Origin of the sequence: Stenotrophomonas sp. FSL W7-1447, assembly GCF_037966425.1 — a bacterium.
Classification (GTDB): domain Bacteria; phylum Pseudomonadota; class Gammaproteobacteria; order Xanthomonadales; family Xanthomonadaceae; genus Stenotrophomonas; species Stenotrophomonas pavanii.
Window position 1 is genome coordinate 574049 of sequence record NZ_CP150199.1, and the last position, 23686, is coordinate 597734.

The following is a 23686-nucleotide window of genomic DNA, read 5'->3' on the forward strand; positions in this document are numbered from 1 at the left end:
GCGTGTGGCCTGCCTGGCCCGCCCCCGCCTTTTCCGCCCGACATGACCCGACTGCGCAAGATCATCCACGTTGACATGGACGCGTTCTACGCGTCGGTGGAGCAGCGCGACGATCCGTCACTGCGCGGCAAGCCGGTGGTTGTGGCATGGCGCGGCGCGCGTTCGGTGGTGTGTGCGGCCTCGTACGAGGCACGCGTGTTCGGCGTGCGTTCGGCGATGCCCGCGGTGCGCGCCGAGCGCCTGTGCCCGGACGCGATTTTCGTACCGCCGGATTTCGCGCGTTACAAGGCGGTGTCACAGCAGGTACGCGCGATCTTCCTGCGGCATACCGACCTGGTCGAACCGCTGTCGCTGGACGAGGCCTACCTGGACGTGACCGAGCCGAAGAGTGGCATCGAGCTGGCCACCGACATCGCGCGCACCATCCGCGCTCAGATCCGCGAGGAAACCCACCTGACTGCTTCAGCCGGGATCGCCCCGAACAAGTTCCTGGCCAAGATCGCGTCAGACTGGCGCAAGCCGGATGGCCAGTTCGTGATTCCACCGCAGCGGGTGGATGCGTTCCTGTTGCCGCTGCCGGTGAAACGGGTGCCTGGCGTGGGCAAGGTGATGGAGGGCAAGCTGGCCGCGCGCGGCATCGTCACCTGCGGCGACCTGCGGCAATGGGCATTGACCGATCTGGAAGAGGCGTTCGGCAGTTTCGGGCGCAGCCTGTACAACCGGGCGCGCGGCATCGACGAGCGGCCGGTGGAGCCGGACCAGCAGGTGCAGTCGATTTCCTCGGAGGACACCTTCGCCGAAGACCTGCTGCTGGAAGACCTGACCGAGGCAATCGTGCAGTTGGCGGAGAAGACCTGGAAGGCCACCCGCAAGACCGAGCGTGTCGGCCATACCGTGGTGCTGAAGCTGAAGACCGCGCAGTTCCGCATCCTCACCCGCAGCTTCACCCCGGAGCGCCCGCCGGAATCGATGGAAGAACTGCGCGACATCGCGCTGGCCCTGCGCGCCCGCGTCGACCTGCCGGCGGAGACCCGTTACCGCCTGGTTGGCGTCGGGCTCGGCGGCTTCCGCGAGAAGGAGGCGGTGGTGCAGGGCGAGTTGTTCGAGCACGGACCGAACGATTCCGCAGGCAATCGTTGATGGGGCTAAGAAGGGTCTTGATTCTGGCCGGTCAAGCGGGCCTGCACAAATCTCCCAGCTCAATCAGTTGCAGATCTCTCGAAGGCCCTGCGCAACAAGATTGCCAGGGCATTTAATGGGACAAGCCCAGCTCAGCGATGATGGCTGGTACAGGTCTGCGCGTGAAGGTTCTCTCGCGATCAACGAACAGTCACACCTATGGCGGAGTGAACCTTCGCAAGAGACATCCCTATCAGATAGTCGCAATCTCCGATTTCGCTGCCGTTGGTCTTTGCAGACGTCACTATCGCCACAGCATCAAGATCCACCGAAACCAGAGGTCCGCCGCTGTCACCTGCATCACATAGCAAATCGTAAGGGCCGGCTAGGTCCTCCACCTTAATCCAATCGCTCGTGCAGCTTTGGAAATTGCAGGTATTTGATTCAGGCTCTGCGTTCACGGAGGTGAGAGTGCCGCAGCTGTAGCCTGTCCGTGTTCCTGCATGGCAGAGCACTAGGAGTCCTTCCAGAGTTTCCCGCAGTAGATCGGGTCTGACCTTTCCCAGGTAACCAATCGTGTTAAATCCATTCAATTTGGTGAAGGTCGTCCAAGACGCTTCAAAACCGCTCGAGGCAGGGACGGGATGCCATTGCACGTCGTGACCTGCATCAAAGCGTCGTCGGTCAGGATCTACATCAAGTACGACGGTGGCAGTGTCGCCAGAACCCGGGATCGGTTCGCACCGCAGGGTTGGTAGGCAATGTGCGGCAGTAATCAACCCAGGCTTTTCATCAGAATCATAGGCCCGAAATCCAAACGTGCAGTACGAGTTGTTGGAAACAGCTCTCCCACCCGCACGAGTCTGTGGCGCTGACAGCAACTTGGAACGCCCTGAGGACTTCTTTAGTTCAATGGGGGCGGATAGAACGCGTCGCGCATTCTTTTCCTCGTCGACATAGATTCTTTCGAAATCTGTGCTGGGCAGCTCCACAACAATCACACCGCGCTGTCCGTCGATCATGATCCCCTGATGCTCCGGGAAAAGTTCTGCCACCTTTCCTGACTTCACTATCTGCTTCAATTGCGTCAGAGAGTGAGTTGCACCGACCGTGAAGCGGTAGGTGATGGTGCCATAGACAGTGCTCATAGTTCGGGATGGCACTGGCTCGGTCCCGGTCAAACGGACCGTCACGATCATCGGGTTCTCAGTGAAGCTCTTGCCAGCGAAGCGATCAGGCATTCCATCCAGAATGCGCGCAAGCTCTTCACCTGCCGCAATTCGAAGTCTGAGCCGCCTGTCGGCTTCTTGCGTGGTCAATCCCTCATGCTGCGCAAAGGCTTGAACAACGGGGTCGGTGGAGGGCGTCACTTGTTGAGAGAACGCGGGGGGCGCGGCCAGTGCGGCGGTGGATAGCAGCAGTTTGACCAAAGCGTGTCTGATTTTCATCGTGAATTCTCCGTTCCATCGGTTTAATCAACTACGCAATCCATCGTACAGCTGTTGACGTTCAGGTCTGTGATGTTGATCCCGGCTTGACGTTTGGAAAGGAGTGGCAAATGGGTGATTACCTGCGCGTCGTCGATCTGGTGAGTTGAATGTGGTCGCCTTCTATCAAGCAAGCTTTGGATATTGAGGGTGCCGGCCAGCGGCCGGCACTACCGCAGGTGCAGGGCGCAGCCCTGCAAAAGAAAACGCCCCACCTCATGGCCACTGCATCTCGCCCTTGGCCACCTTTGCACTCAGCTCCAGCGACGCCACGCCGGCCAGCGTCGGATAGCGGGCCTGCATCGCCTTCACCAGCGCCGCACTGTCCTTGGCCTTTGCCGTTTCGGCATCGAACGTGCGGATGTAGTCCGCAGTGAAGCGCAGTGCACTGGCATCCAGCGTCGCACCCGGCGCGTAGTGCCCGGGCACCACCACCGTCGGCTTCAATGCCTGCAGTCGCTGCAGCGTCTGCAGCCAGTCGGCATGTGACTTCGGCGTCTGCGTGTCGGCCATCCACACGTGCTCGCCGGCCACCACCGGAATGCCACCAACGATCGCGCGCAGCGACGGCACCCACAGCACGGTGCGGTCCGGGGTCGGGCCGTCCAGGCCGATCAGCGGCAGGCGCTGGCCTTCCAGCTTCAGGGCATCGCCGTCCAGTACCTGCGGCACCACGATGCGTGCCGGCGCATCGGCTCCCATCTTCGGTCCCCAGTAGACCAGCTTGCCGGCCTGCGTCTGCCGGATATGCGCAACGGTCTGCGCGGTGGCGACGATGCGTGCCTGCGGGAAGGCGTCCTGCACGGTGGCCAGGCCGAAGTAGTAGTCCGGATCGCCGTGGCTGATGTAGATCGTGGTCAACCGCTTGCCGCTGGCGCGGATCCGTTCGACCAGTTTGCGCGCGTCGCTGGCACCGAACTGCGCGTCGACCAGGATTGCGTCGTGGCGGCCTTCGATCAGCACCGAGGAGACCGAGAACATCGCCTGCGGGCCGGGATGGAAGGTCTGCAGGTGCAGCTGGGATTTCGACGCCGCCGCCGGCGCCGGGGTGGCCGGTGCGGCGAGCAGCGGTGCACTGGTGAAGCTGGCGGCCAGGGCGAGGGGGAGCAGCAGGGCAGCGGTACGCATGGGAATTCCTTGTGTAGAGCCGGGCCAATGCCCGGCTGCATGTTCGCGTAGAGCCGAGCGCGGGCTCTGCTCTACAAGGGACGTGCGTGGATCAATACGCGGCCGTGATGATCTGCTTCGGGTACTGGTGTGCTTCCAGCTCGGCGACGAACGCTGCACCGTAGTCGGCGTAGCTGATGCGGCTGTGGCCGCTGGCATCGGCGAGGAAGGCCTTGGGCTGCACGCGGTACTGGCCGCGTTCTTCGCCCGGGCCGATTTCGGCGGCCGGCGAGAAGAAGGTCCAGTCCAGGTCGTCCACCGCCTGCAGGCGGTTGAACGCCTCGCGGTGGGCCAGCGCGTACGGCTTGTAGGCCTCCGGGAAGTCGGGGGTATCGACCAGCTGCACGCCGGGCGCGACTTCCAGGCTGCCGGCACCACCGACCACCACCAGGCGCGGCACGCCGGCCTTGCGTGCGGCGGCGGCCAGCTGCGCGGCGACCTCGCCCACACGGCCGATGTCATCGCCGGGGCGCGGGCCGTAGGCACTGGCCAGCACGTCGTGGCCGGCAATGGCGGCGACCAGCGCATCCAGGTCGTCCAGCGAGGCGACCACTGGATGCGCACCGGCCAGTTCAGCCGGGAGGTCCTGCGCGCTGCGCACGATGACGGTGAGTTCGTGGCCGCGGGCCAGCGCGTGGCGGGCGATCTGGCGGCCGATGTTGCCGGTGGAACCAACGAGGGCGATCTTCATGGCAGGACTCCGTGGGGCGGTGTGGGGTGGGAATGGGGCCACTCTAGGCCCCTGCAGTCGGCCGAAAAACAGCGTATAACGCGCTTGTTTGTTGCATGGATCGAGCATATGGACCGATTGACCGCCATGACCGTGTTCGTCGAAGTGGCCGAGCGTGGCAGCCTGACCGCGGCCGCCGAGGTGCTGGACATGTCGCGGGCGATGGTCAGCCGCTACCTGGCCGAGGTCGAGGCCTGGCTGGGCGCGCGCCTGCTGCACCGGACCACGCGCCGGGTCAGCCTGACCGGCCCGGGCGAGGCGGCGCTGGCGCGCTTCCGCCAGATGCTGGCGATCGGCGAGGAACTGCAGGGCGAGCTGGCCAGCGACGATCCCGAGCCACACGGCACGCTGCGGGTCACCGCCAGCGTGTCGTTCGGGCAGAGCCACCTGGCACGGGCCGTTGCCGGCTTTGTTGCGCGCCATCCTGCCGCGCGCATCGAGCTGCTGCTGGTCGACCGCATGGTGAACTTGGTGGAGGAGCGGGTGGACCTGGCGGTGCGCATCGCGCGCCAGATCGACCCCAGCCTGATCGCGCGGCGGTTGGCCACCTGCCGCTCGGTACTGTGCGCAACACCGTCGTACCTGCAGGCACGCGGCACGCCCACCGCCCCCGAGCACCTGGCCGCGCACAACTGCCTGACCCACCATTACGTCGGCAAGAGCCTGTGGCAGCTGCACCGCGATGGCCGTTCGCTGTCGGTGGCAGTGGGCGGCAACATCAGTGCCAATGAGGCGTCGCTGCTGCTGGAGGCGGTGCGGGCCGGTGCCGGCATCGCCATGCTGCCGACCTACCAGGTGGCACCGTTGCTGCGCAGCGGTGAACTGATCGAACTGCTGCCTGCGTTCAGTCTGGACGAACTCGGTATTCATGCCGTGTACGCATCACGCCGCCAGCAGCCCGCTATCATGCGGCGATTCCTGGACTACCTGGCCGAGTGCTTCGCCAGCCCGGCCTTCCAGGATCTGGATTGGCGCCCACCGGGCAAGGAGAACACATGAACCATGGACAGGCCTTGATCGACCACAACCGTGCTGCCTGGGACCGCCAGGCCAGCGAAGTGCGCGAATGGTCGCGCCCGGTGGAGAGTTCAACGATTGCCGCCGCGCGCGAAGGGCGTTGGCAGGTGCACCTGACGCCCCGCGCCCTGCCGCTGGACTGGCTGGGCGATGTGCGCGGCCGCCGGGTGCTGTGCCTGGCCTCGGGCGGTGGCCAGCAGGCACCGGTGCTGGCGGCGGCCGGGGCCGACGTCACCGTGTTCGACCTGTCCGACGGGCAGCTGGAACAGGACCGCAGCGTGGCGGCGCGCGACGGCCTGCGGCTGCGCACGGTGCAGGGCGACATGCGCGACCTGCACGTATTTGCCAATGACAGCTTCGATGTGGTGTTCCACCCCATTTCCAATCTGTACGTGCCCGACGTGCGCCCGGTCTGGACCGAATGCCGGCGCGTGCTCGCGCGCGATGGCATGTTGATGGCCAGCTTCTACAACCCGGTGCTGTTCGTCGGTGCGCGCGATCCGCAGCTCGATGCGCAGGGCCTGATCCGGCCGCAGTACGCCATTCCCTATTCGGACCTGGAAGACCTGCCCGCCGCCGAACGTGAGGCGAAACTCGCCCGCGGCGATGCGCTGACCTTTGGCCACAGCCTGACCGAACTGATCGGCGGCCAGCTGGATGCGGGGTTCGTCATCGATCGCTTCATGGAAGACTGGCAGCCACAGCCGCGCTTCCTGATCGACCGCTACCTGCCCACGTTCCTGGCCACCCGCGCGCGCCGGATCGGCTGAGGCGGATCGGCGCAGAAACCAGCGGCGTACAATGGGCGGCCCCACGTCGTGCAGGTGCCGTCCCTTGTCGTATCCCTATCCGCTGGTCGTGTTCGACCTTGATGGCACGCTGGTCGACAGCGCAGCTGATATCGCCGAAGCACTGAACCGCACGCTGGAAGACATCGGCATGGCACGCGTGCCGGAAGCCACCGTGCTCGGCTGGATCGGCGACGGCGTGCGCCGCCTGGTCGAACAGGCCGTGCACGCCGCCGGTCGTGAGGTCGACCTGGCCGAGGTGATGCCGGTCTTCATGGTGCACTACCGCGAGTGCCTGCTGCGCAGCCCGCGCCTGTTCGATGGCGTGGCCGACGCACTGGCGCAGCTGCGCGCGCGCGACGTGCCACTGGCGATCTGCACCAACAAGCCCGAAGCACTGGTGCCGCCCCTGCTGCAGCACCTGGGCATTGGTGATGCGTTCGCGCTGGTACTGGGGGGCGATTCGCTGCCGCAGCGCAAGCCCAGTGGCGAACCGCTGCGGCACATCGCTGCGCATTTCGCGCTGCCGGTGGACGCCTGCCTGATGGTGGGAGATTCGTTGACCGACTACCGCGCCGCCGAAGAGGCCGGCATGCCGATCGCGCTGGTGCGCTACGGCTACCCGCGCGGCCTGGATCTGGCCAGCGCGGATGCGGTGGCAGTGATCGACGACCTGCGTGAGTTGCCGGGGTTGGCCGCAGGCCGGTAACCCAGCCAACGCAACAGGTAGTGCCGGCCGCTGGCCGGCAACCCAGGGCCAACGCAACGGGTAGTGCCGGCCGCTGGCCGGCAACCCCGAGGACTTCGCCGAAGGTCATGATGTTGCCGCCCGCTGGCCGGCACCACCATGACCGTCGCGGTCATTTCGGCTGGTAACGCACGCTCAGCTGGTATTCGCGACCGGGCTGGTTGAACCACGCCACTGTTTCATAGCGGCGGTCGAACACGTTGGCAGCGCGCGCCAGCAGCGACCACTCCGGCGTCAACGCGTACTCGGCGCGCAGGTCCAGCGTACCGTAGCCGCCCACCTTCACCGCATTCGAGGCGTCGTCATAGCGCTTGCCCGCACCCTGCACGGTCAGGCCGGCACGGAAGTCCCCGAAGCGGCGATCGATGTCCAGGCGCGCAGTCTGCTGTGCACGACGCGGCAGCCAGTTGTCGAACTGGCTGCTGCCGCGGGTGCGGTTGCGCGGGTCGGTGTAGCTCAGCTGCGCGTTGAGGTCGAAGCCGGCCAGCAGCATGCCACCGGTCAGTTCGGCGCCGCGGATGCGCGCCTTCTCCACCTGCTGCATCCTGAACGTCGACGCATCGTAGGTGATCAGGTCATCGATGCGGGTCTCGTACACATCCAGGCCCCAATGCCAGCCCTGGCCCTGCTGCGAAACCCCCAGGTTGGCACTCTTGGACTTCTCCGGCTTCAACGTCGGCACGCCGCTCCACGGGTCGTACAGGTCGCTGAAGGTCGGCGCCTTGAACGCGGTGCCGTAGCTGGCATTGACGCGCAGGCCGTGGCCCAGTTCCATCGCCCAGCCGACACTGCCGGTGGCATGGTTGCCGAACTGCTGGTTGTCGTCGTTGCGCGCACTGGCCTGCAGCTGGTGGCGACCGAAGCGGCCCTGGTACTGCACGAACACGCCGGTGTTGCGACGGCTGTCGACCAGATAGCCGGCACTGCTGCCATCCAGGTTGTCCTGGCTCCAGTCCACACCGGTGCTCAGCAGCTGGCCCTCGGCCAAGCCGATGTCACCCTGCAGCGAGGCGCTGTCGCGGTGGGTCTGCGCACTGCCATGCGCACCGAAGTCGCCGACGTTGTCCGACTCGTTGTCGCTGCGGCCGACATTGGCGGTCAATGCCAGGCGCTCGGACGGGGTGTAGCGCACCTTGCCGGCCAGCACCTGCTGACGGGTTTCCGAGTAGTTGTAGTAACCGTCGTAGTGGTTCCTGCCGTCGGCACGCAGTGCGCTGCCTTCCACGCTCCACTGGTCGTTGAAGGTGTAGCCGCCGCGCAGGCTCTTGGACAGGTTGCGGTAGCCGTCGCGGTCATGTTCGTCGGCAAAGCAACCGGTGAACAGCGTTGCCGAGCCGCGGCAGGCATCGATGCCATCGGAATGCTGGTAGGCGATGTCGGCGCCGAACCAGCCGCGCTCGGTACCGCCGCCGATGCCGCCGCTGGCCTCGCGCAGGCCGTTGCTGCCACCGCCGAGCTGGAAGTGCGGTGCGAAGTCGCCCGGGTTACGGCGGGTGAAGATCTGGATCACGCCGCCGATGGCGTCGGCACCGTACAGGCTGGACTGCGGGCCACGCACGATCTCCACGCGCTCGATCTGCGCCAGCGGCAGGTCCTGGTACATCGCCAGGCCGAGGTCGGCGCTGTTGATGCGCACGCCATCGACCAGCACCACGGTGTGGCCCGAGTTGGTGCCGCGCAGGAACAGCGAGCTCTGCTTGCCCAGCCCGCCGGCATTGGTCAGGTTGATGCCGGCGCGGCCGCGCAGCAGTTCCTGCAGTGAAGTGGCCTGGCTGGATTCGATCTGGGCGCGGTCGATCACCTGCGCCGGCGCAATGCTGTCCTGCAGGGCGATCGGGGTGCGGGTGGCGGTGACCAGGATCTGGTCGAGCGCGGTGGTGTCATCGGCGGCCTGGACCAGCGCGGGCAGGGCGGCCAGCACGGCCAGGGACAGCATTCGGGACTGCAGCTTCATGGGGAACTCCAGGTGCCACGCACGCCCGCGTGGCGAAGGGGAGGAGCCGCGAAGGCAGGCATGCGCCGACGCCGCAGCGCAGGCTGCGGTCATCCAGCGCCATGCCCACCGCATCGCGACCTGAGGCTTCCGGGCCGGTCTCCGGGCTTGCCGCCGGGTGGCCGGGGGGCCACCGTCCAGGCGCCTTCCCATGCACAGGGCACAGTGGCGTTGTTGCCTGGAACTGACGTGCTTACCGTTGCGGGGGCAGCGCCGGCATGGCGTGGAATCACGCGTCACCGGCTTCCCGTTTCAACCTGCCGGCCGTGGCCGCAGGTCACCTGGAAGTGCGCGCAGTCTACGGCATCGCAGGCGGCCCGTAGCGCCGCGCTTGCTCGACTGCCTTTGCCATGCCTTTAGAATGGCCTCTTGATCCCGTGGTGCCGTTGCCGATGTCCGCCTGTTTTCCGCTGTTCCCGCGTTGCCTGTACAGGACGCGCGCATGATCCTCGACCTGGTCCGCCATGCCGGCAACGGTCGCGATGAGTTCCTCGATGGCCGCAGCGATCCACCGCAGCTGGCCCGCCTGCCGCAGGAACTGGTCGATGCCTACGCCGCGCAGCCCTGGGAGCGGGTGATCAGTTCGCCGCGGCTGCGCTCGCTGCACACGGCGATGGCCCTGGCCACCCCGCGCGGGCTGGACGTGGAAGCAGACGAGGAATGGGAAGAGCTGGATTTCGGCGATTGGGACGGGCAGTCGCTGTTCGACCTGCCGGAGGATGCACTCGCTGCCTTCCACGCCGATCCGCATGCGTTCCCACCGCCGAACGGCGAAAGCTGGGGCCACTTCGAGCGGCGCATCGCGCGCGCGCTCGACCGCCTGCTGGACGAGGATGATCCGGTGCCGACGCTGGTGGTTAGCCATGGTGGCCCGCTGCGCATGGTGCTGTCGCAGGTCTGCGGCCTGCCGATGTCGCTGTGCTGGGCGCTGCGCATCGACCACGGCACGCGCCTGCGGGTATGGCTGGAACGTGGCGAAGCCGGGCTGGCAGGCGAGCTGCTGGAACTGCAGCAGCCGTAACCCCTCGCTAGTGCCGGCCGCTGGCCGCCAGCCCGAGGAACGTTGAAAGACCATGCAGTTGCCGGCCAGCGGCCGGCACTACCGGTGCTATCAATCCTCGTCCGCACCCTCGGCAACGCTGTCTTCAGCGTCATCGTCCGCATCGAAGCGCTGTTCGTGCACCGGGCCCGAGGCGGGGCCGGCCGCCTTCAGCGGATGCGCGGCGATGCGTGCTTCGTAATCCTGCACCAGCGCCTCACGCTGCGGCTCGCTGAGTTCCTGCCAGTGGCAGTCCAGCAACGCGCCTTCCAGCGAGTACAGCAGGTTCAGGCTGGGCTTGAAGCCGGCGCGCTTGACCTTGACGAAGGCGCCCACCGCACCGATCGCGACCAGATCCTCGCGGCTGCGCAGGCCGACCTGGCGCAGCCATGCCGCGCTCTTGGGGCCGATGTTGCGCAGCTTGGGTGCGCTCATCCCAGCGCCTCGACAAATACCCGGGCGATGGCTTCCAGGCCGGCCTGGTCATCGGCGTCGAAGCGGCCGATCTTCGGGCTGTCGATGTCGAACACGCCGATCAGTTCATCACCGCGCAGCAGCGGAACCACCAGTTCCGAGCGCGAGGCCGAATCGCAGGCGATGTGGCCGGGGAAGGCATCGACGTCGTCCACGCGCTGGGTCACGCGCTGGCTGGCGGCGGCACCGCACACGCCCTTGTCCAGCGGGATGCGCACGCAGGCCGGCAGGCCCTGGAACGGGCCGACCACCAGTTCCTTGCCGTCGTACAGGTAGAAGCCCACCCAGTTCAGGTCTGGCAGGGCGTGGTAGACCAGTGCGGAGAGGTTGGCCGCGTTGGCGATGCGGTCGGACTCGGCGTAGACCAGGCCACGGGCCTGTTCCAGCAGCTGGGCGTATTGTTCCGGCTTGCTGCCGGTGAGCGAGGCATTGGCGAACATGCCCGCAGTCTAGCAAGCGCGCCGGGCCGGCGATAATGCACGCTCTGTTGCCCTGTTGGAGCCCATCGATGCCGTTGCCCGCTACGCTGCCGCCCGCCCTGTTCATCACCGGCACCGACACCGAAATCGGCAAGACCGCGGCCAGCACCGCGCTGCTGCATGCGCTGCGCCGGCGCGGCCTGCGCGCGGTGGGCATGAAGCCGGTGGCCAGTGGCAGCGAAGACCTGGGGCAGGGCCTGCGCAACGAGGACGCGTTGGCCCTGCAGGCGGCCAGCTGGCCGGTGCCGGACTATGCCGATCTGAACCCGTATGCGCTGCGGCAGCCGCTGGCACCGGAGCTGGCCGCTGCCGAGGACGGCGTGCAGGTGCAACTGGCGCCGATCGTGGCCGCGTTCGCGCGACTGCGCGCGCAGGCCGACATCGTGGTGGTGGAGGGCGTCGGTGGGTGGCTGGCACCGGTCTCGGCCACGCTGGACCAGCTCGACCTGGTGCGAGCACTGCAGTTGCCGGTGCTGCTGGTGGTGGGCATGCGGCTGGGCTGCGTGAACCATGCGCGCCTGACCGCGCAGTCGCTGCAGGCCAGTGGCGTGGAGTGCCTGGGCTGGATCGGCAACCACATCGACCCGGCCATGCAGCGCCAGGACGAGAACATCGCCACGCTGCGGCAGCGGCTGCCGATGCCGTGCTGGGGACGGCTGCCCCATCTGCCGGGGGCCGACGGCGAAGCGCTGAGCGCGCACTTGCTCGATTGATCCTGGGTAGTGCCGGCCGCTGGCCGGCAACTGCATCCACCCGGTGATCCCGATGGTGCCGGCCAGCGGCCAGCACTACCGTGCTGCAGCCGCCAGCTCCCGTGCGATCGCACCCAGCCGCTCCACCGCACCGGTGAAGCGCGCATCCAGCGTCTGGCAGCATGACAGGCGCAGGCAGTGGCGATAGCGCGCACCGCGCGAGTACACCTGGCCGGGCATGAACACGATGTCCTCCTGCAGCGCTCGCTCGAACAGCTCGCGCGTGTCCACGCCCGGCAGTTCCAGCCAGAGCAGGAAGCCGCCCTGCGGTTCGGTCGCGCGGGTACCGGCCGGGAAGTGTTCGGCCACCAGCTGGCGCAGCCGTCCCACCTGTTCGCGGTACAGCCGGCGCATGCGGTGCAGGTGGTGCTCGTAGCTGCCCGCCTCCAGATACGCCGCGACCGCATCGCCGAGCAGTTGCGGCTCGCCGCCGGTGGACTGGAATTTCAGCAGCGCGATGCGTTCGGCGAAGCGGCCGCCATCCAGCCAGCCGATGCGGTAATCCGGCGCCAGTGTCTTGGAAAAGCCTCCCACGACCATCACCCAGCCGTCGCGATCGAAGGCTTTCAGCAACGGGGCCGGTGGCTCGCAGAACTGCAGCTCGGCATACACCGCATCCTCGATCAGCGGCAGCTGGCGTGCATTGACCAGCTCGGCCAGGCGCTGCTTGGCGGCGGTCGGCATGGTACAGCCCAGCGGATTGTGCACGGTGGGCATCACCACCAGTGCGGCCAGCGGCGTGTGCTCCAGCATCGCCTCCAGCGCATCGACCTCCAGGCCGTGCTGCGGATGGGTGGGCAGCTCGATGGCCTGCAGGCCGAGGTTGGCCAGCAACGGGTACAGGTTGAAGTAGGAGGGCGCCTCGATGCCCACCGCGTCGCCCGGTTCGGTCACCGCGCGCAGGGCCAGCTGCAGGGCCTCCATCGCACCATGGGTCAACAGCAGGCGCTCGCTGTGGGTATGCAGCCCCATGCGCGGGCCACGCCGCACGATCTGCGCCAGCAGGCGTGGCGAGCCGTTCGGGCGCGCGTAGGTCTCCACCGTCTGCTGGCCATGGCGCAGCACCTGCGCGGTGTGACGGGCCAGCTGCGCGCCCGGGTAGAACTGCCGACCGCGCGGGCCGGCGAAGGCCAGGTCGACCACGCCCGGGCGGCGCTGTGCCTCCAGCACCCGCGCCATGAGTACCTGCTGCAGCGGTGCGGTCGGGGCCGAGGGCACATCGCGCAGTGACCGTTCCGGTACCGACAACCGCGGCGCCACCTCGAAGCCGGCCTTGGGCCGCGGAATCACCAGGCCGGCATCTTCCAGCTGGCGGTAGGCGGCAATCACGGTGTTCAGGCTGAGCCTGCGCTGCGAGGCCATCTGCCGCAGCGAGGGCAGGCGGCTGCCGACCGGAAGACGCCCGCCATGGATGGCCTCGGCCAGTTCATCGGACAGCCGCTGGTAGCGGGGAGGAATCATCGTGGCCTGGTCATCTGTATCCATCGAAGTTCCCGCCATCTGGTGCTGTACCCGTGATGATGGCGAGCCTAGCATGTCGTCGTCGGCCGGGCCTGATCGGGGCGTGGCCGGTATTTTCCAAGCGCACGGCTGGATGGCCGTGCGTCTTTTTTTGGGTAGTGCCGGCCGCTGGCCGGCAATCCCTGGATCCGGAACAGTGCGGTTGCCGGCCAGCGGCCGGCGCTAACCAGCTCGCTACCGCATCGGCACCAGCACCGCCTCGCGCCGGTACAGCGCCGGGAACTGCTTGGCCAGGGCCGCCAGCTTCGGTGCGTCGTAGTAGCGGATGTAGGCCGCCTGCGGGTAGCTGGTCATGTAGTTCTGGTGGTAACTCTCGGCCGGGTAGAAGCGCTGGCCGCTGACCAGCTGGGTGACGATCGGTGCGCGGTAGCTGCCGGCCTGGTCGAGCTGGGCGATGTAGGCGCGGCTGGCGGCCTGCTGGCGGGCGTCATCGCTGAAGATCGCCGAGCGGTACTGGCTGCCGTGGTCGGGCCCCTGGCGGTTGAGCTGGGTCGGGTCGTGCGCGACCGAGAAGAACACCTGCATCAGCTGCCCGTAGCTGACCTGGCGCGGGTCGTAGTCGATCTTCACTGCTTCGGCATGGCCGGTCTGGCCACCGCTGACGTGCTCATAACGCGCATTGGCCGCACTGCCACCGATATAGCCGGAGACCGCGTTGCTCACGCCCTTGACGTGCTGGAACACGCCCTGCACGCCCCAGAAGCAACCACCGGCGAACACCACGCTGGCGTGGGTCGCGTCATCGCGGAACGCCGCATCGCCGGTGGGGGCCGGCAGTGCCTGGATCTGCGCGCTGGCTTCGACCGGTGCCGCAGCCGCGCCGTGGTCGACCAGCAGCACGCCGGCAATCAAGGCCGTGGCCACCAGGCCGGCCACACCGGCGGCGATGCCCTGTTCAAAGGAGAGTTTCATCATGTCCTCCCGGTTCAACCGAAGGTGAAGGCATAGGCCTGCACGCCCGCATCGAGGAACTCGATCTCGAAGCGGTGCGGGCCGACCGTGCCGCGCTGGCGCACCAGCTGGTACAGGCGGTGCTCGTCGACCATGCCACTGCCATCGGCACCGACATCACTGCCGGCGTCGGCGGCGGGCAGCGGCTTGCCATCCAGCCAGACGCGGAAGCGCACCGGCGTTCCTTCCTGGCCCGGTGCCAGCACCAGGTGCAGGTCGCGGGCATGGAACTGGAAGGCGATGCGGCCGCCGGCCTGCTGCAGCTGCGCGGCTTCGTCGGTGATGGTCCAGCGCCCGGACAGTCCCCACTGGTTCAACGCCAGGCTGGCCGGCAGCGTGTAGTCGAACGCGGCGTCGCTGCGCTGCCCGCCGGGCGAGGCGAACTGCTCGGCACGGGCGTGGCCCAGGTAGGTTTCCGGCGAACGCAGGTTGCTCATGTCGGCCTGCGCGGCCACGCCCTTCAGCTCGGCGGCAGCGGGATCGGCGGGCGGCGGCAGGTTCGTCTGCCCGGCGTCGGCCAGCAGGCGACGGATCATCTGTTCCGAGCGCGCGTAGTTGCCTTCACCGAACTGGTGGCCGCGGATGTTGCCCTGTGCGTCGACGAAGTACTGCGCCGGCCAGTAGCGGTTGTTGAACGCGCGCCAGATCGTGTACTGGTTGTCCAGCGCCACCGGGTACTCAACCTTCAGCTGCTGCACCGCCTTCATCACGTTGCGCGGGTCACGCTCGAAGGCGAACTCCGGCGTGTGCACGCCGATCACCACCAGGCCGTGGTCGCGGTAGCGGCGCTCCCATTCGTGCACGAACGGCATCGCGCGCAGGCAGTTGATGCAGGAGTAGGTCCAGAAATCGATCAGCACGACCTTGCCGCGCAGCTGCTGGGCTGCCAGCGGGGGGCTGTTGAGCCAGCCGGTGGCACCGTCCAGCGCGGGCAGGGTGCCTTCCACCGGCAGCGGTGCATCGGCAGCGGCGTTGGCACCGGCCATCATCATCATCGGCGGTGCCGACGGCTGCGCGCCGGGTACCGCATCCAGCAGGCCCTGCTCGATGCGGGCGGTGCTGACCGTGGAAAGACGGGTCAGCAGGCCGGTATCCCAGCCCAGGCCGATCGCCACCACCGCCAGCAGGGCGGCCACGCCCAGCCCCTTGCGCAGCGCATCGCCGAGGCCAAGCCGCGCCTGCAGCGCACGGAACACGCGGCCGCCGACCCACACCGCCAGCGCCAGCGCAGTGATCGCGCCCAGCGCATACGCCAGCAGCAGGGTGCTGGTCCCCACGCTGGCGCCATGCAGGGCGGCACCGGTCAGCACCAGGCCAAGGATCGGCCCCGCGCAGGGCGCCCACAGCAGGCCGGTGGCGATGCCGATCAGCAGCGATGTCCATGCACCGCCCCGTCCCGCCGCGTCGGCGGCATCGGCACGCGCGCTCAGGCGGGCGCCCACGCGCTGGAACGGTGCCAGCAGGTGGTCGGCCAGTCGCGGCCACAGCAGCGCCAGCGCGAACAGCGCCATCAGCAGCAGGGCGATCCAGCGTCCGACCTGGTTGGCCTGCGCCACCCACTGGCTGCCCACCGCGGCCAGGCTGGCAACCACGGTGAAGGTGAGCGCCATGCCCAGCAGCAGCGGCAGCGTGCTGCGCAGGAACGGTCGGTCGGCACGCGCGAACACGAACGGCAGCACCGGCAGGATGCACGGGCTGAGCAGGGTCAGCGCGCCCCCCAGGTAGGCAAGCAGCAACAGCAGCATGGTCAGGCTCCGGAAACAGGAGAAGAACCGACCGGCACCCGCCAGCCGTCGGCGGTGCCATCCGTGGCGCCGGGAACGAACACCATCGCCGCACCGTTCATGCAGTAGCGCAGCCCGGTCGGGCGCGGGCCGTCGTTGAACACGTGGCCCAGGTGGCCACCGCAGCGGCGGCAGTGCACTTCCACCCTCAGCATCCCGAAGGTCACGTCGCGGTCTTCGCCGATGGCGTTGTGCAGCGGTGCCCAGAAGCTGGGCCAGCCGGTGCCGCTCTCGAATTTGGTGGACGAGGAGAACAGCGGCAGCGCGCAGCCGGCGCAGGCGAAGGTGCCCTGCCGGTGTTCCTTGTTGAGCGGGCTGCTGTAGGGGCGCTCGGTCGCCTGCTGGCGCAGCACCGCGTACTGCGCTGGGGTCAGGCGCTGGCGCCACTCGGCATCGCTGTGCATGACCTCGAACTGTCGCGACGGACGCGCTTCGGCGGCGGCCGTGGCGGCGCGGCTGCAGGCCCCCAGGCCGAGCAGGCCGGCGGCGGTGGCAACACCGCCCAGGCCCAGCAGATGGCGGCGGGACAGGGACATGGCGGACTCCGGGAAGGGGCGACGGGGCCATGCTGCGCCCGCCCGGGTCAACGAATCCTCACGCAGGATTCAATTTTTCGTGAGGTATCGGCGGCCGTCCCGCGCCACAATGCAGCCAGCCTCCCCGCTGGCCCCGAGTTGCCGATGTCGACCAAACGCGTGCTGATCGTTGAAGACGATGCCCACATCGCCGACCTGCTGCGCATGCACTTGGGCGATGAAGGCTACGAGGTCGCCCATGCCGCCAGCGGCGACGCCGGCCTGCGCCTGCTGGAGCAGGACGGCCCGTGGGACGCACTGGTGCTGGACGTGATGCTGCCCGGCGTGGATGGCCTGCAGGTCTGCCAGCGTGCACGCGCGATGGCGCGTTACGTGCCGATCATCATCATCAGCGCGCGGGGCAGCGAAACGCAGCGCATCGTCGGCCTGGAGCTGGGCGCGGACGATTATCTGGCCAAGCCGTTCTCGATGCCGGAGCTGGTGGCGCGGGTGCGTGCGCTGTTGCGCCGCGCCGAGGCGATGGCACAGAGCGCGCGCATCGATGCCGGTGCGATCGAGCTGGGCGGGTTGCAGCTGGACCCGGTCGCGCGCACCGCCTCGGTCGATGGCAACACGCTGGAGCTGACCCCGCGCGAATTCGACCTGCTGCTGTTCTTCGCCCGTCACCCAGACCAGGTGTTCGCGCGCATGGAGCTGCTCAACCAGGTCTGGGGCTACCAGCACGACGGCTACGAGCACACGGTCAACACCCATATCAATCGCCTGCGCAGCAAGATCGAGCCCGACCCGGCCAACCCGCGGCGGTTGCTGACGGTGTGGGGCCGTGGCTACAAGCTGGTCGACCCGGCCGGGGCGGCCGCATGATCAAGCCGAACCTGTGGCAGAAGCTGGCGGTGGTGACCGCTGCGCTGATGCTGGCGTGCTGCATGGCGCTGCTGGCGCTGCAGATGCGGGCCAACACCCGCCACGAGCAGGAAGTCGTGCAGCGGCTGTCGCTGGGCCTGGCCGAACATATCGCCCAGCGCAGCGAGCTGATGGATACCAGCGGCATGCGCGATGCCGCGGTGCGCGCGCTGTTCGGCCAGCTGATGGCGGTCAACCCCAGCGTCGAGGTCTACCTGCTGGACGACCAGGGCCGCATCCTTGGCCACGATGCGCCCAGTGGGCACCTGGTGCGCACCCGGGTGGACGTGGCGCCGCTGCGCCGCCTGCTGGCGGGAGCACCGTTGCCGATCCTCGGCGATGACCCGCGCAGCGCCGATGGCCGCAAGGTGTTCAGTGCTGCACCGTTGATCGTTCAGGGCCGCCAGGCCGGTTATGTGTACGTGGTGCTGGTGGGCGAGCACCGGCAGATGCTGGCCGACGACCTCGCCGCCGGCAGCCAGTGGAACACCACGCTGTGGTCGGTGGCACTCGTTGGTGGCCTCGGCCTGCTGGCCGGGCTGGTGGCGTTCTACTGGGTGACACGCCCGCTGCGGCGGCTGACCCGGCGCATCCAGGCCTTCGACATCGATGCACCCACGCCACTGCCGCCGGCGGAGCCGCTGCGCCCGGGTGAGCGCGATGAACTGGTGATCCTCGAACATGCGCATGCGCAGATGGCGCAGCGGCTGGGCGAGCAGTGGCAGCAGCTGCGCCAGCAGGACCTGCAGCGCCGCGAGCTGGTGGCCAACATCTCGCACGACCTGCGCACGCCGTTGTCATCGCTGCACGGCTACCTGGAAACGCTGGCATTGAAGGATGCCACGCTGTCGCCGGACGAGCGGCGCCGTTATCTCGGCATCGCCCTGGCACAGAGTGCCAAGGTCGGCCGGCTGGCGCGCGCGCTGTTCGAGCTGGCGCGGCTGGAGCATGGCGAAGTGCGGCTGGAGTGGGAGGTGTTCGCACTGCCGGAGCTGCTGCAGGACGTGCTGCAGAAGTTCGAACTGGCGGCGCAGGCGCGTGGCCAGCAACTGCACGCGGCATTCCCGCCCGGCCTGCCGCCGGTGCGCGCCGACCTTGGCCTGGTCGAGCGGGTGTTGACCAACCTGCTCGACAACGCGCTGCGGCATGCACCCGAGGGCGGGCAGATCGAGGTGCGCCTGCGCGCAACCGATGACAGCGTGGAGGTGAGCGTGGCCGATGACGGCCCCGGGGTGGCGCCGGCACTGCGCACGCAGCTGTTCCAGGCACCGGCCGCGCTGGGTGCCCGGCGCGGCGAGAACGGCGGATTGGGCCTGTTGATCGTGCAGCGCATCGTGCAGCTGCATGGCCGGCGCATCGAACTGCGTGACAGTGCGCGCGGCGCGCTGTTCGTGTTTGCCTTGCCGCGCGCGGAACCGGCGGCCTAGCAGGCCGCTTCGCCCTCTGCGCTGCCGCCGCTCTCCAATGGCAGGTGCAGGCGGATGCAGGCCCCACCCAGCTCCGAATCGGTCACCTCGACGTGGCCACCGTGCTTGTCGGCCACCACCTGCACCAGTGCCAGGCCGAGGCCGAACCCGGGACTGCCCGGGTCCAGCCGCACGTAGGGTTGCAGCACCTGGCCGCGGAGCTCCGGTGCGATGCCGGAGCCGTCGTCCTCCACCTGTACGCACAGCCAGGCGTCGTTGACGGTGCTGGCAATGCGGATCTGCCGCCGCGCGTACCGCAGGGCATTGCCGAGCAGGTTGCGCAGCGCCAGTTCCAGCATGTGCCGGTTGACGTTGACCAGACCCACCGGCGACAGCGCCTGCTGCACCGGCATCGGCAACGGTGCGAACTGGGCGACCACGCCACGCACCAGTGCCGCCAGCTGCAGGCGCTGGCGGGTCAGCTGATGGCAGCGGCCCAGTGCGGCGTACTCCACGCCTGCATCGGTCAGGTGCTGCAGCCGGTCAACGTCGGTGCGCAGGCCGCCCAGCGCATCGCGCTGCACGTCGTCAAGTGCGCTGTCTTCCAGCTCGGCCAGGCCGAAACGCATCCGTGCCAGCGGCGTGCGCACCTCGTGCGCCACCGCCTGGGCCAGCACCCGCTGGCTTTCCAGCAGTTGCTGCAGCTGCTCGGCCATGTGGTTGAAGGCATTGGCCAGCGGCCGCACCAGTGCGGTGCCGGCGCGCGGCGCACGCGTGTCCAGCTGGCCGTCGCGCATGCGCCGCGCCGCCTGGGCCAGCTGCGATACGTCGCGCCACAGCCGGTAGACCATCACGTACATCGGCAGCGCCACCGCCACCATCAGGATCAGCAGCAGGATCGCCACGCCGGACACTTCGCTGTCCTGCCACCCCTCATCGGGCAGTGCTTCGTCCAGCGGCCCCAGCATCACCGCGTAGTCGCTGTCACCGATGCGCTGCAGGCTGCGCATGTGCTCCAGGTCGATCTGCACGCGGCCGTTGTTGAACGGAGGGCGCTGGCTGGCCGGCAGCGCCTTCGCCGCCTCGGCCAGCGGCACCAGGCGCAGGGCATAGGCGAAATCAGCGTCGAGTTCGCGGGCCAGCGCCGGCCATTGCTCACGCGGGGTTTCGGCGAAGCGATGCTGCAGCAGCGCGTGCGTGCCGCGCATCTCGGCCTGCAGGCCCGCTTCGGTGCGATCTTCCAGCAGGGCATCCCAGGCCCACAGGCCCAGCACGATCAGCAACAGGTGGGCGAGCAGGAAGCCGATGCCGTAGCGCAGGAAGTGGAAGGCGTGGCCGCGCATCGCCGACGGCGTGCGCGTCATCCCCATGCCGAGCGGCTGAACAGGTAGCCGCGGCCGCGGACGGTCTTGATCCGTTCCGGTTGCTCGGGGTTGTCGCCCAGCTTGCGGCGCAGGCGCGAGATGCGGGCATCGATCGAGCGGTCCAGGCCGTCGAAGGCGATCCCGCGCAGGCCGCGCAGCAGCGCATCGCGGTCGAGGATCTGGCCGGCGTTGCTGGCCAGCAGGAACAGCAGGTCGAACTCGGCCGTGGTCAGCTCCAGCAGGCCGCCCTGCAGGTGCACGTTGCGGGTGGAAGGGTCGATGTTCAGCTCGCCGAAGCGCAGGCTGCCGTCACGCGGCTCGACCCGGCGGTGGCGGCGCAGGTGGGCACGCAACCGGGCCAGCAGCACCCGAGGCTCGATCGGTTTGCCGATGTAATCGTCGGCCCCCAGTTCCAGGCCCAGCACCTGGTCGATGTTGTCGGTGCGGGCGGTCAGCACGCAGATGATGCCGTCATAGTGGGGCCGGATCTGCCGACACACTTCGAAACCATCCTGGTCGGGCAGGCCGACATCGAGCAGCACCAGCGCCGGCTTTTCGGCCAGGATCCGGGCCACTGCCCGCTCGCCGCTGCGTTCATGGGCGACCTGGTAGCCATGCCGCTGCAGGTAGTCACTGACCATCGTTCCCAGGCGGGCATCGTCTTCGACCAGTACGATATCCAGCATTTCCAAGGCCTCCGTGGACGCAAACGTACCGCCACGGCACGAGCGCGGCGATGCTATCCCAGCCGTCGGGCCGCCCGGGTCCCGGGGGCGGGCGCCATTCAGCCGGGGTTGCTGGCGCTCCGGCCGGTTCTCAGTCCCGGCAACGACTTGCCGCTCAGCATAGCCTGCCGCTGTTACAAAACGTTACCTTCGTGATACGGCTGGTGACGATCGCTGACAGCAAAGCGACTGACGCAGCGGGGCTTGCGGCCGAGCATGGAGTCTCCTCCGCTCCGCGTGCCGTCCTCATGTCGCCCGCCGCCCGCTGCCTGTTCAACCCACCCCGCCGCTGCCACTGCCGAGGCGCCCGATGAGCGGCGTGGTCGGGGCCTGGCTGCCGCCCGCCGAGGACGAGCAGCTGCTGCAGCAGCTGGCACCGATGCTGCGTGCCCTGCAGCAGCGTGGCCGTGGCCGCATCGGCTACTGGACCGACGCCGAGGCCGGCCTCGCGCTGGGCCACTGCCGGGCGCCGGCCGATACGCCGTTGCAGCCGCTCAGCTCGGACTGCGGTCGCTACGTGCTGTGCCTGGACGGCCGCCTGTACAACCGCGGTGACCTGCAGGCGCAGTTGCGCGACCTGCCACGTAGTTGCAGCGATGCGCGGCTGCTGCTGCAGGCGATCGTCGAATGGGGCGTGCAGCGGGCGCTGTCGCGCATCGAGGGCGCCTTCGGCTTCAGCGTCTGGGACCGGGAGGCGCGCGTGCTGTGGCTGGCCCGTGATCCGGTGGGCGAGCGGCCGCTGTATTACGGCTGGTACCAGGGCCAGTTCCTGTTCGCCTCGGAGTTGAAGGCGCTGCAGGCCTTCGCCGGTTTCGCGCCGAGCATCGATCAGGACGCGCTGAGCCTGTTGCTGCGCCATGACTACGTGCCGGCACCGCATACCATCTACCGCGGCATCCACAAGCTGGTGGCCGGCGCGATGCTGCGCATCGATCTCAGTGACCACACCACAGGTCGCTCCAGCCATGCCGCGCAGGGTGGCGCGCGTTACTGGTGCGCGCGCGACGCGATGCAGAGCGCGCTGCAGCAGCCGCTGCAGCCGGCGCCGAGCCTGGAACAGGCCACCGACCAGCTGGAAGCAGCACTGCAGAAGGCGATCGCGGCGCGCATGCACTCGCCACTGGCTTGTGGCGCGTTCCTGTCCGGCGGCACCGACTCTTCGCTGGTGACGGCGATGATGCAGGCGCAATCGACCCTGCCGATCGAGGCCTGGACCGTCGGTTTCGACGATCCGGGGCATGACGAGAGCGACTGGGCGTCGCAGGTCGCGCGTCACCTGGGGGTGCAGCACCACCTGCACCGCATGGATGCGCGCCAGGGCCTGGACCTGCTGCAGCGCCTGCCGCAGGTCTGGTGCGAACCCTTTGCCGACGCTTCACAGCTGCCGACGTTGCTGGCCAGTGAACTGCTGGGGGCGCGCAAGCCGGTCGCGCTGACCGGTGACGGTGGCGATGAGCTGTTCTTCGGCCACCCCAGCTATGGCCGCGCGCTGCGCAATGCGCGCCTGTGCGGCGGCCTGCCGGACTGGGTACGCGACCTCGCGCGGCGCAGCGGCAATCGCTTGAACGCCGAGCGCGGTCGCCTCGGTGGCTGGCGTGCGCTGGTGGCCGAGGTCGCTGCCAACGATGTGGAGGGGCATTACCTGCAGCGGGTGACCCGCTGGCGACAGCCGGCCCAGGTCGTGCTGGGTGCGCGTGAGCCGCTGACGATCTTCCAGCAGCAGGACACGGCGCTGCCGGCCGAGGCGCGCATCCAGCTGCTGGATTTCCGCATGGACCTGGCCGAGGGCATCCTGGCCAAGGTCGACCGTGCGGGCATGGCGGCGGGTGTCGAGACCCGTGCGCCACTACTGGACATGGAGGTCGTGCGCCTGGCGTGGCGCCTGCCGCAGCACCTGAAGTACCACGATGGGGAACACAAGCGGATCCTCAAGCACCTGCTGGCGCGCTATCTGCCGGAACCGCTGGTGTATCGCCCCAAGCGCGGCTTCGGCCCGCCGATGGCGCGCTGGCTGGCGGGGCCGTTGCGTGACTGGGCGGAGGCACTGCTGGACCCGCAGCTGCTGCGCAACCAGGGCTGCTTCGATGCGGTGCGCGTGCGCGGCATCTGGGAGGCGTTCCTGCGCGGCGAGCGCAAGTGGCACACGCACTTGTGGAACGTGTTGATGTTCCAGGCGTGGCACCAGCATTGGCATGGTGGTCGCGGGCGCTGAGGCTCCTTCGCGGATTGTTCTGCGTGGCGCCGGACGGATGCCCTTGCGTACGAATGTCCTCCGGCGCCGGCCGTTGGCCGTCGCCTCCCCCTTTACTTCGTACGCAAGGGCATCCGCCCTGCGTTCGGAGTTCGTCGGCGCTTCCTTGAAAGGCGGCTGCGCGTGCTGCGCTCTCCTCACCGCACACCGAGCCTTGTCGGGGCCCTTCAGCCGCAGAGACGTCGGTTGAAGACACGCGTGTGGCGGATGCACTCTGCGCGGCGCCGGACGGATGCCCTTGCGTACGAATGTCCTCCGGCGCCGGCCGTTGGCCGTCACCTCCCCCTTTACTTCGTACGCAAGGGCATCCGCCCGGCGTTCGGAGTTCGTCGGCGCTTCCTTGAAGGGCGGCCGCGCGTGCTGCGCTCTCCTCACCGCATGCCGAGCCTCGTCGGGGCGGGCAGGGGTTTGGGCAAAGTAAAGGAGGAGGTGACGGCCAACGGCCGGCGCCG

21 protein-coding genes and 1 riboswitch are annotated in these 23686 nt (G+C 68.3%); of the genes, 9 read left to right on the plus strand and 12 right to left on the minus strand.

The annotated features are described in order from the left end of the window. Window positions 1-42: 42 nt before the first annotated feature. Window positions 43-1140 (plus strand): DNA polymerase IV, encoded by a 1098-nt coding sequence (gene dinB / locus NSQ78_RS02645; protein WP_064237575.1) that lies wholly within the window; start codon window positions 43-45, stop codon window positions 1138-1140. A 179-nt stretch (window positions 1141-1319) separates the two neighbouring features. On the opposite strand, the gene NSQ78_RS02650 is transcribed toward dinB, so the two are convergent. The 3 genes from NSQ78_RS02650 to NSQ78_RS02660 all read right to left on the minus strand — a co-directional run bounded on the left by NSQ78_RS02650 (window position 1320) and on the right by NSQ78_RS02660 (window position 4464). Next, complete coding sequence (locus NSQ78_RS02650) at window positions 1320-2567, minus strand: hypothetical protein (protein WP_339207800.1); 1248 nt, start codon at window positions 2565-2567, stop codon at window positions 1320-1322. 255 nt (window positions 2568-2822) lie between these two features. Then, entirely contained in the window at window positions 2823-3734 is a 912-nt protein-coding gene (locus tag NSQ78_RS02655) for an MBL fold metallo-hydrolase (protein ID WP_064237576.1), read from the minus strand. Window positions 3735-3825: 91 nt separating this feature from the next. Next, on the minus strand, window positions 3826-4464 hold the full coding sequence (locus NSQ78_RS02660) for an NAD(P)H-binding protein (RefSeq protein WP_043398852.1): 639 nt from the start codon (window positions 4462-4464) through the stop codon (window positions 3826-3828). 108 nt (window positions 4465-4572) lie between these two features. On the opposite strand from NSQ78_RS02660, the gene NSQ78_RS02665 reads away from it, so the two are divergent. From NSQ78_RS02665 to gph, 3 genes are all read left to right on the plus strand, one after another. Beyond that, complete coding sequence (locus NSQ78_RS02665; RefSeq protein WP_049465043.1) at window positions 4573-5502, plus strand: LysR family transcriptional regulator; 930 nt, start codon at window positions 4573-4575, stop codon at window positions 5500-5502. After that, entirely contained in the window at window positions 5499-6290 is a 792-nt protein-coding gene (locus NSQ78_RS02670; protein WP_049465045.1) for a class I SAM-dependent methyltransferase, read from the plus strand. Before NSQ78_RS02665 ends, NSQ78_RS02670 begins: the two co-directional genes overlap by 4 nt. 64 nt (window positions 6291-6354) lie before the next feature. Beyond that, a complete protein-coding gene (gene gph / locus NSQ78_RS02675; RefSeq protein WP_064237577.1) occupies window positions 6355-7017 on the plus strand; it encodes a phosphoglycolate phosphatase in 663 nt (220 codons plus the stop codon). 151 nt (window positions 7018-7168) lie between these two features. Here the strand turns inward: gph and btuB are convergent, their stop codons facing one another. After that, a complete protein-coding gene (btuB, locus tag NSQ78_RS02680; protein ID WP_064237578.1) occupies window positions 7169-9010 on the minus strand; it encodes a TonB-dependent vitamin B12 receptor in 1842 nt (613 codons plus the stop codon). Window positions 9011-9124: 114 nt separating this feature from the next. Beyond that, window positions 9125-9349: riboswitch (cobalamin riboswitch) on the minus strand. 142 nt (window positions 9350-9491) lie between these two features. Between btuB and NSQ78_RS02685 the strand changes: the two genes are divergently transcribed. Next, window positions 9492-10070, plus strand: a complete 579-nt coding sequence (locus tag NSQ78_RS02685; RefSeq protein ID WP_049465051.1) for a histidine phosphatase family protein — start codon at window positions 9492-9494, stop codon at window positions 10068-10070. Between the two features lie 90 nt (window positions 10071-10160). Here NSQ78_RS02685 and NSQ78_RS02690 read toward each other — a convergent pair whose 3' ends face one another. After that, on the minus strand, window positions 10161-10523 hold the full coding sequence (locus tag NSQ78_RS02690; protein WP_049410464.1) for a TfoX/Sxy family protein: 363 nt from the start codon (window positions 10521-10523) through the stop codon (window positions 10161-10163). Further along, the gene (locus NSQ78_RS02695) at window positions 10520-11002 is read right to left on the minus strand and encodes a GAF domain-containing protein (protein ID WP_032959222.1); all 483 of its coding nucleotides are present in this window, start codon (window positions 11000-11002) and stop codon (window positions 10520-10522) included. Before NSQ78_RS02695 ends, NSQ78_RS02690 begins: the two co-directional genes overlap by 4 nt. Before the next feature lie 68 nt (window positions 11003-11070). Here NSQ78_RS02695 and bioD point away from each other — a divergent pair, with 68 nt between their 5' ends. Beyond that, window positions 11071-11754 carry a dethiobiotin synthase gene (gene bioD / locus NSQ78_RS02700; protein WP_064237579.1) on the plus strand — a complete coding sequence of 228 codons (684 nt, stop codon included), beginning with the start codon at window positions 11071-11073 and terminating at the stop codon, window positions 11752-11754. Between the two features lie 75 nt (window positions 11755-11829). On the opposite strand, the gene NSQ78_RS02705 is transcribed toward bioD, so the two are convergent. The 4 genes from NSQ78_RS02705 to msrB all read right to left on the minus strand — a co-directional run bounded on the left by NSQ78_RS02705 (window position 11830) and on the right by msrB (window position 16585). After that, on the minus strand, window positions 11830-13278 hold the full coding sequence (locus NSQ78_RS02705; protein WP_049465057.1) for a PLP-dependent aminotransferase family protein: 1449 nt from the start codon (window positions 13276-13278) through the stop codon (window positions 11830-11832). 210 nt (window positions 13279-13488) lie between these two features. After that, the gene (msrA, locus tag NSQ78_RS02710) at window positions 13489-14226 is read right to left on the minus strand and encodes a peptide-methionine (S)-S-oxide reductase MsrA (RefSeq protein WP_064239600.1); all 738 of its coding nucleotides are present in this window, start codon (window positions 14224-14226) and stop codon (window positions 13489-13491) included. A gap of 14 nt (window positions 14227-14240) precedes the next feature. After that, the gene (locus NSQ78_RS02715) at window positions 14241-16010 is read right to left on the minus strand and encodes a cytochrome c biogenesis protein DipZ (protein WP_064237580.1); all 1770 of its coding nucleotides are present in this window, start codon (window positions 16008-16010) and stop codon (window positions 14241-14243) included. 2 nt (window positions 16011-16012) lie between these two features. Then, window positions 16013-16585: a peptide-methionine (R)-S-oxide reductase MsrB gene (gene msrB / locus NSQ78_RS02720; RefSeq protein WP_064237581.1), complete on the minus strand. Its 573-nt coding sequence runs from the start codon at window positions 16583-16585 to the stop codon at window positions 16013-16015. Between the two features lie 144 nt (window positions 16586-16729). On the opposite strand from msrB, the gene NSQ78_RS02725 reads away from it, so the two are divergent. Together NSQ78_RS02725 and NSQ78_RS02730 are read left to right on the plus strand one after the other, a co-directional pair. After that, on the plus strand, window positions 16730-17449 hold the full coding sequence (locus NSQ78_RS02725) for a response regulator transcription factor (RefSeq protein ID WP_053462082.1): 720 nt from the start codon (window positions 16730-16732) through the stop codon (window positions 17447-17449). Further along, window positions 17446-18915: a HAMP domain-containing sensor histidine kinase gene (locus tag NSQ78_RS02730; RefSeq protein ID WP_053506601.1), complete on the plus strand. Its 1470-nt coding sequence runs from the start codon at window positions 17446-17448 to the stop codon at window positions 18913-18915. Before NSQ78_RS02725 ends, NSQ78_RS02730 begins: the two co-directional genes overlap by 4 nt. Here the strand turns inward: NSQ78_RS02730 and NSQ78_RS02735 are convergent. Both NSQ78_RS02735 and NSQ78_RS02740 read right to left on the minus strand, forming a co-directional pair. Then, the gene (locus NSQ78_RS02735) at window positions 18912-20258 is read right to left on the minus strand and encodes an ATP-binding protein (RefSeq protein WP_064239601.1); all 1347 of its coding nucleotides are present in this window, start codon (window positions 20256-20258) and stop codon (window positions 18912-18914) included. The two genes, NSQ78_RS02730 and NSQ78_RS02735, sit on opposite strands and share 4 nt — an antisense overlap. Then, window positions 20255-20944: a winged helix-turn-helix domain-containing protein gene (locus tag NSQ78_RS02740; RefSeq protein WP_010484092.1), complete on the minus strand. Its 690-nt coding sequence runs from the start codon at window positions 20942-20944 to the stop codon at window positions 20255-20257. The genes NSQ78_RS02735 and NSQ78_RS02740 overlap by 4 nt, the downstream gene beginning before the upstream one ends. A gap of 349 nt (window positions 20945-21293) precedes the next feature. On the opposite strand from NSQ78_RS02740, the gene asnB reads away from it, so the two are divergent. Beyond that, window positions 21294-23195, plus strand: a complete 1902-nt coding sequence (gene asnB, locus NSQ78_RS02745) for an asparagine synthase (glutamine-hydrolyzing) (RefSeq protein ID WP_149901989.1) — start codon at window positions 21294-21296, stop codon at window positions 23193-23195. Window positions 23196-23686 lie beyond the last annotated feature (491 nt).

Excerpts from the sequence above, each read along its gene's own strand:
- NSQ78_RS02670 (WP_049465045.1), top strand. The coding sequence starts at position 5,499 with ATGAACCATGGACAGGCCTTGATCGACCACAACCGTGCTGCCTGGGAC.
- NSQ78_RS02715 (WP_064237580.1), bottom strand. The coding sequence starts at position 16,010 with ATGCTGCTGTTGCTGCTTGCCTACCTGGGGGGCGCGCTGACCCTGCTC.
- NSQ78_RS02730 (WP_053506601.1), top strand. The coding sequence starts at position 17,446 with ATGATCAAGCCGAACCTGTGGCAGAAGCTGGCGGTGGTGACCGCTGCG.
- NSQ78_RS02735 (WP_064239601.1), bottom strand. The coding sequence starts at position 20,258 with ATGACGCGCACGCCGTCGGCGATGCGCGGCCACGCCTTCCACTTCCTG.
- NSQ78_RS02690 (WP_049410464.1), bottom strand. The coding sequence starts at position 10,523 with ATGAGCGCACCCAAGCTGCGCAACATCGGCCCCAAGAGCGCGGCATGG.
- NSQ78_RS02665 (WP_049465043.1), top strand. The coding sequence starts at position 4,573 with ATGGACCGATTGACCGCCATGACCGTGTTCGTCGAAGTGGCCGAGCGT.
- NSQ78_RS02695 (WP_032959222.1), bottom strand. The coding sequence starts at position 11,002 with ATGTTCGCCAATGCCTCGCTCACCGGCAGCAAGCCGGAACAATACGCC.
- NSQ78_RS02685 (WP_049465051.1), top strand. The coding sequence starts at position 9,492 with ATGATCCTCGACCTGGTCCGCCATGCCGGCAACGGTCGCGATGAGTTC.
- dinB (WP_064237575.1), top strand. The coding sequence starts at position 43 with ATGACCCGACTGCGCAAGATCATCCACGTTGACATGGACGCGTTCTAC.
- NSQ78_RS02650 (WP_339207800.1), bottom strand. The coding sequence starts at position 2,567 with ATGAAAATCAGACACGCTTTGGTCAAACTGCTGCTATCCACCGCCGCA.
- msrA (WP_064239600.1), bottom strand. The coding sequence starts at position 14,226 with ATGAAACTCTCCTTTGAACAGGGCATCGCCGCCGGTGTGGCCGGCCTG.
- NSQ78_RS02655 (WP_064237576.1), bottom strand. The coding sequence starts at position 3,734 with ATGCGTACCGCTGCCCTGCTGCTCCCCCTCGCCCTGGCCGCCAGCTTC.
- NSQ78_RS02660 (WP_043398852.1), bottom strand. The coding sequence starts at position 4,464 with ATGAAGATCGCCCTCGTTGGTTCCACCGGCAACATCGGCCGCCAGATC.
- NSQ78_RS02740 (WP_010484092.1), bottom strand. The coding sequence starts at position 20,944 with ATGCTGGATATCGTACTGGTCGAAGACGATGCCCGCCTGGGAACGATG.
- NSQ78_RS02725 (WP_053462082.1), top strand. The coding sequence starts at position 16,730 with ATGTCGACCAAACGCGTGCTGATCGTTGAAGACGATGCCCACATCGCC.
- bioD (WP_064237579.1), top strand. The coding sequence starts at position 11,071 with ATGCCGTTGCCCGCTACGCTGCCGCCCGCCCTGTTCATCACCGGCACC.
- msrB (WP_064237581.1), bottom strand. The coding sequence starts at position 16,585 with ATGTCCCTGTCCCGCCGCCATCTGCTGGGCCTGGGCGGTGTTGCCACC.
- NSQ78_RS02705 (WP_049465057.1), bottom strand. The coding sequence starts at position 13,278 with ATGGATACAGATGACCAGGCCACGATGATTCCTCCCCGCTACCAGCGG.
- btuB (WP_064237578.1), bottom strand. The coding sequence starts at position 9,010 with ATGAAGCTGCAGTCCCGAATGCTGTCCCTGGCCGTGCTGGCCGCCCTG.
- asnB (WP_149901989.1), top strand. The coding sequence starts at position 21,294 with ATGAGCGGCGTGGTCGGGGCCTGGCTGCCGCCCGCCGAGGACGAGCAG.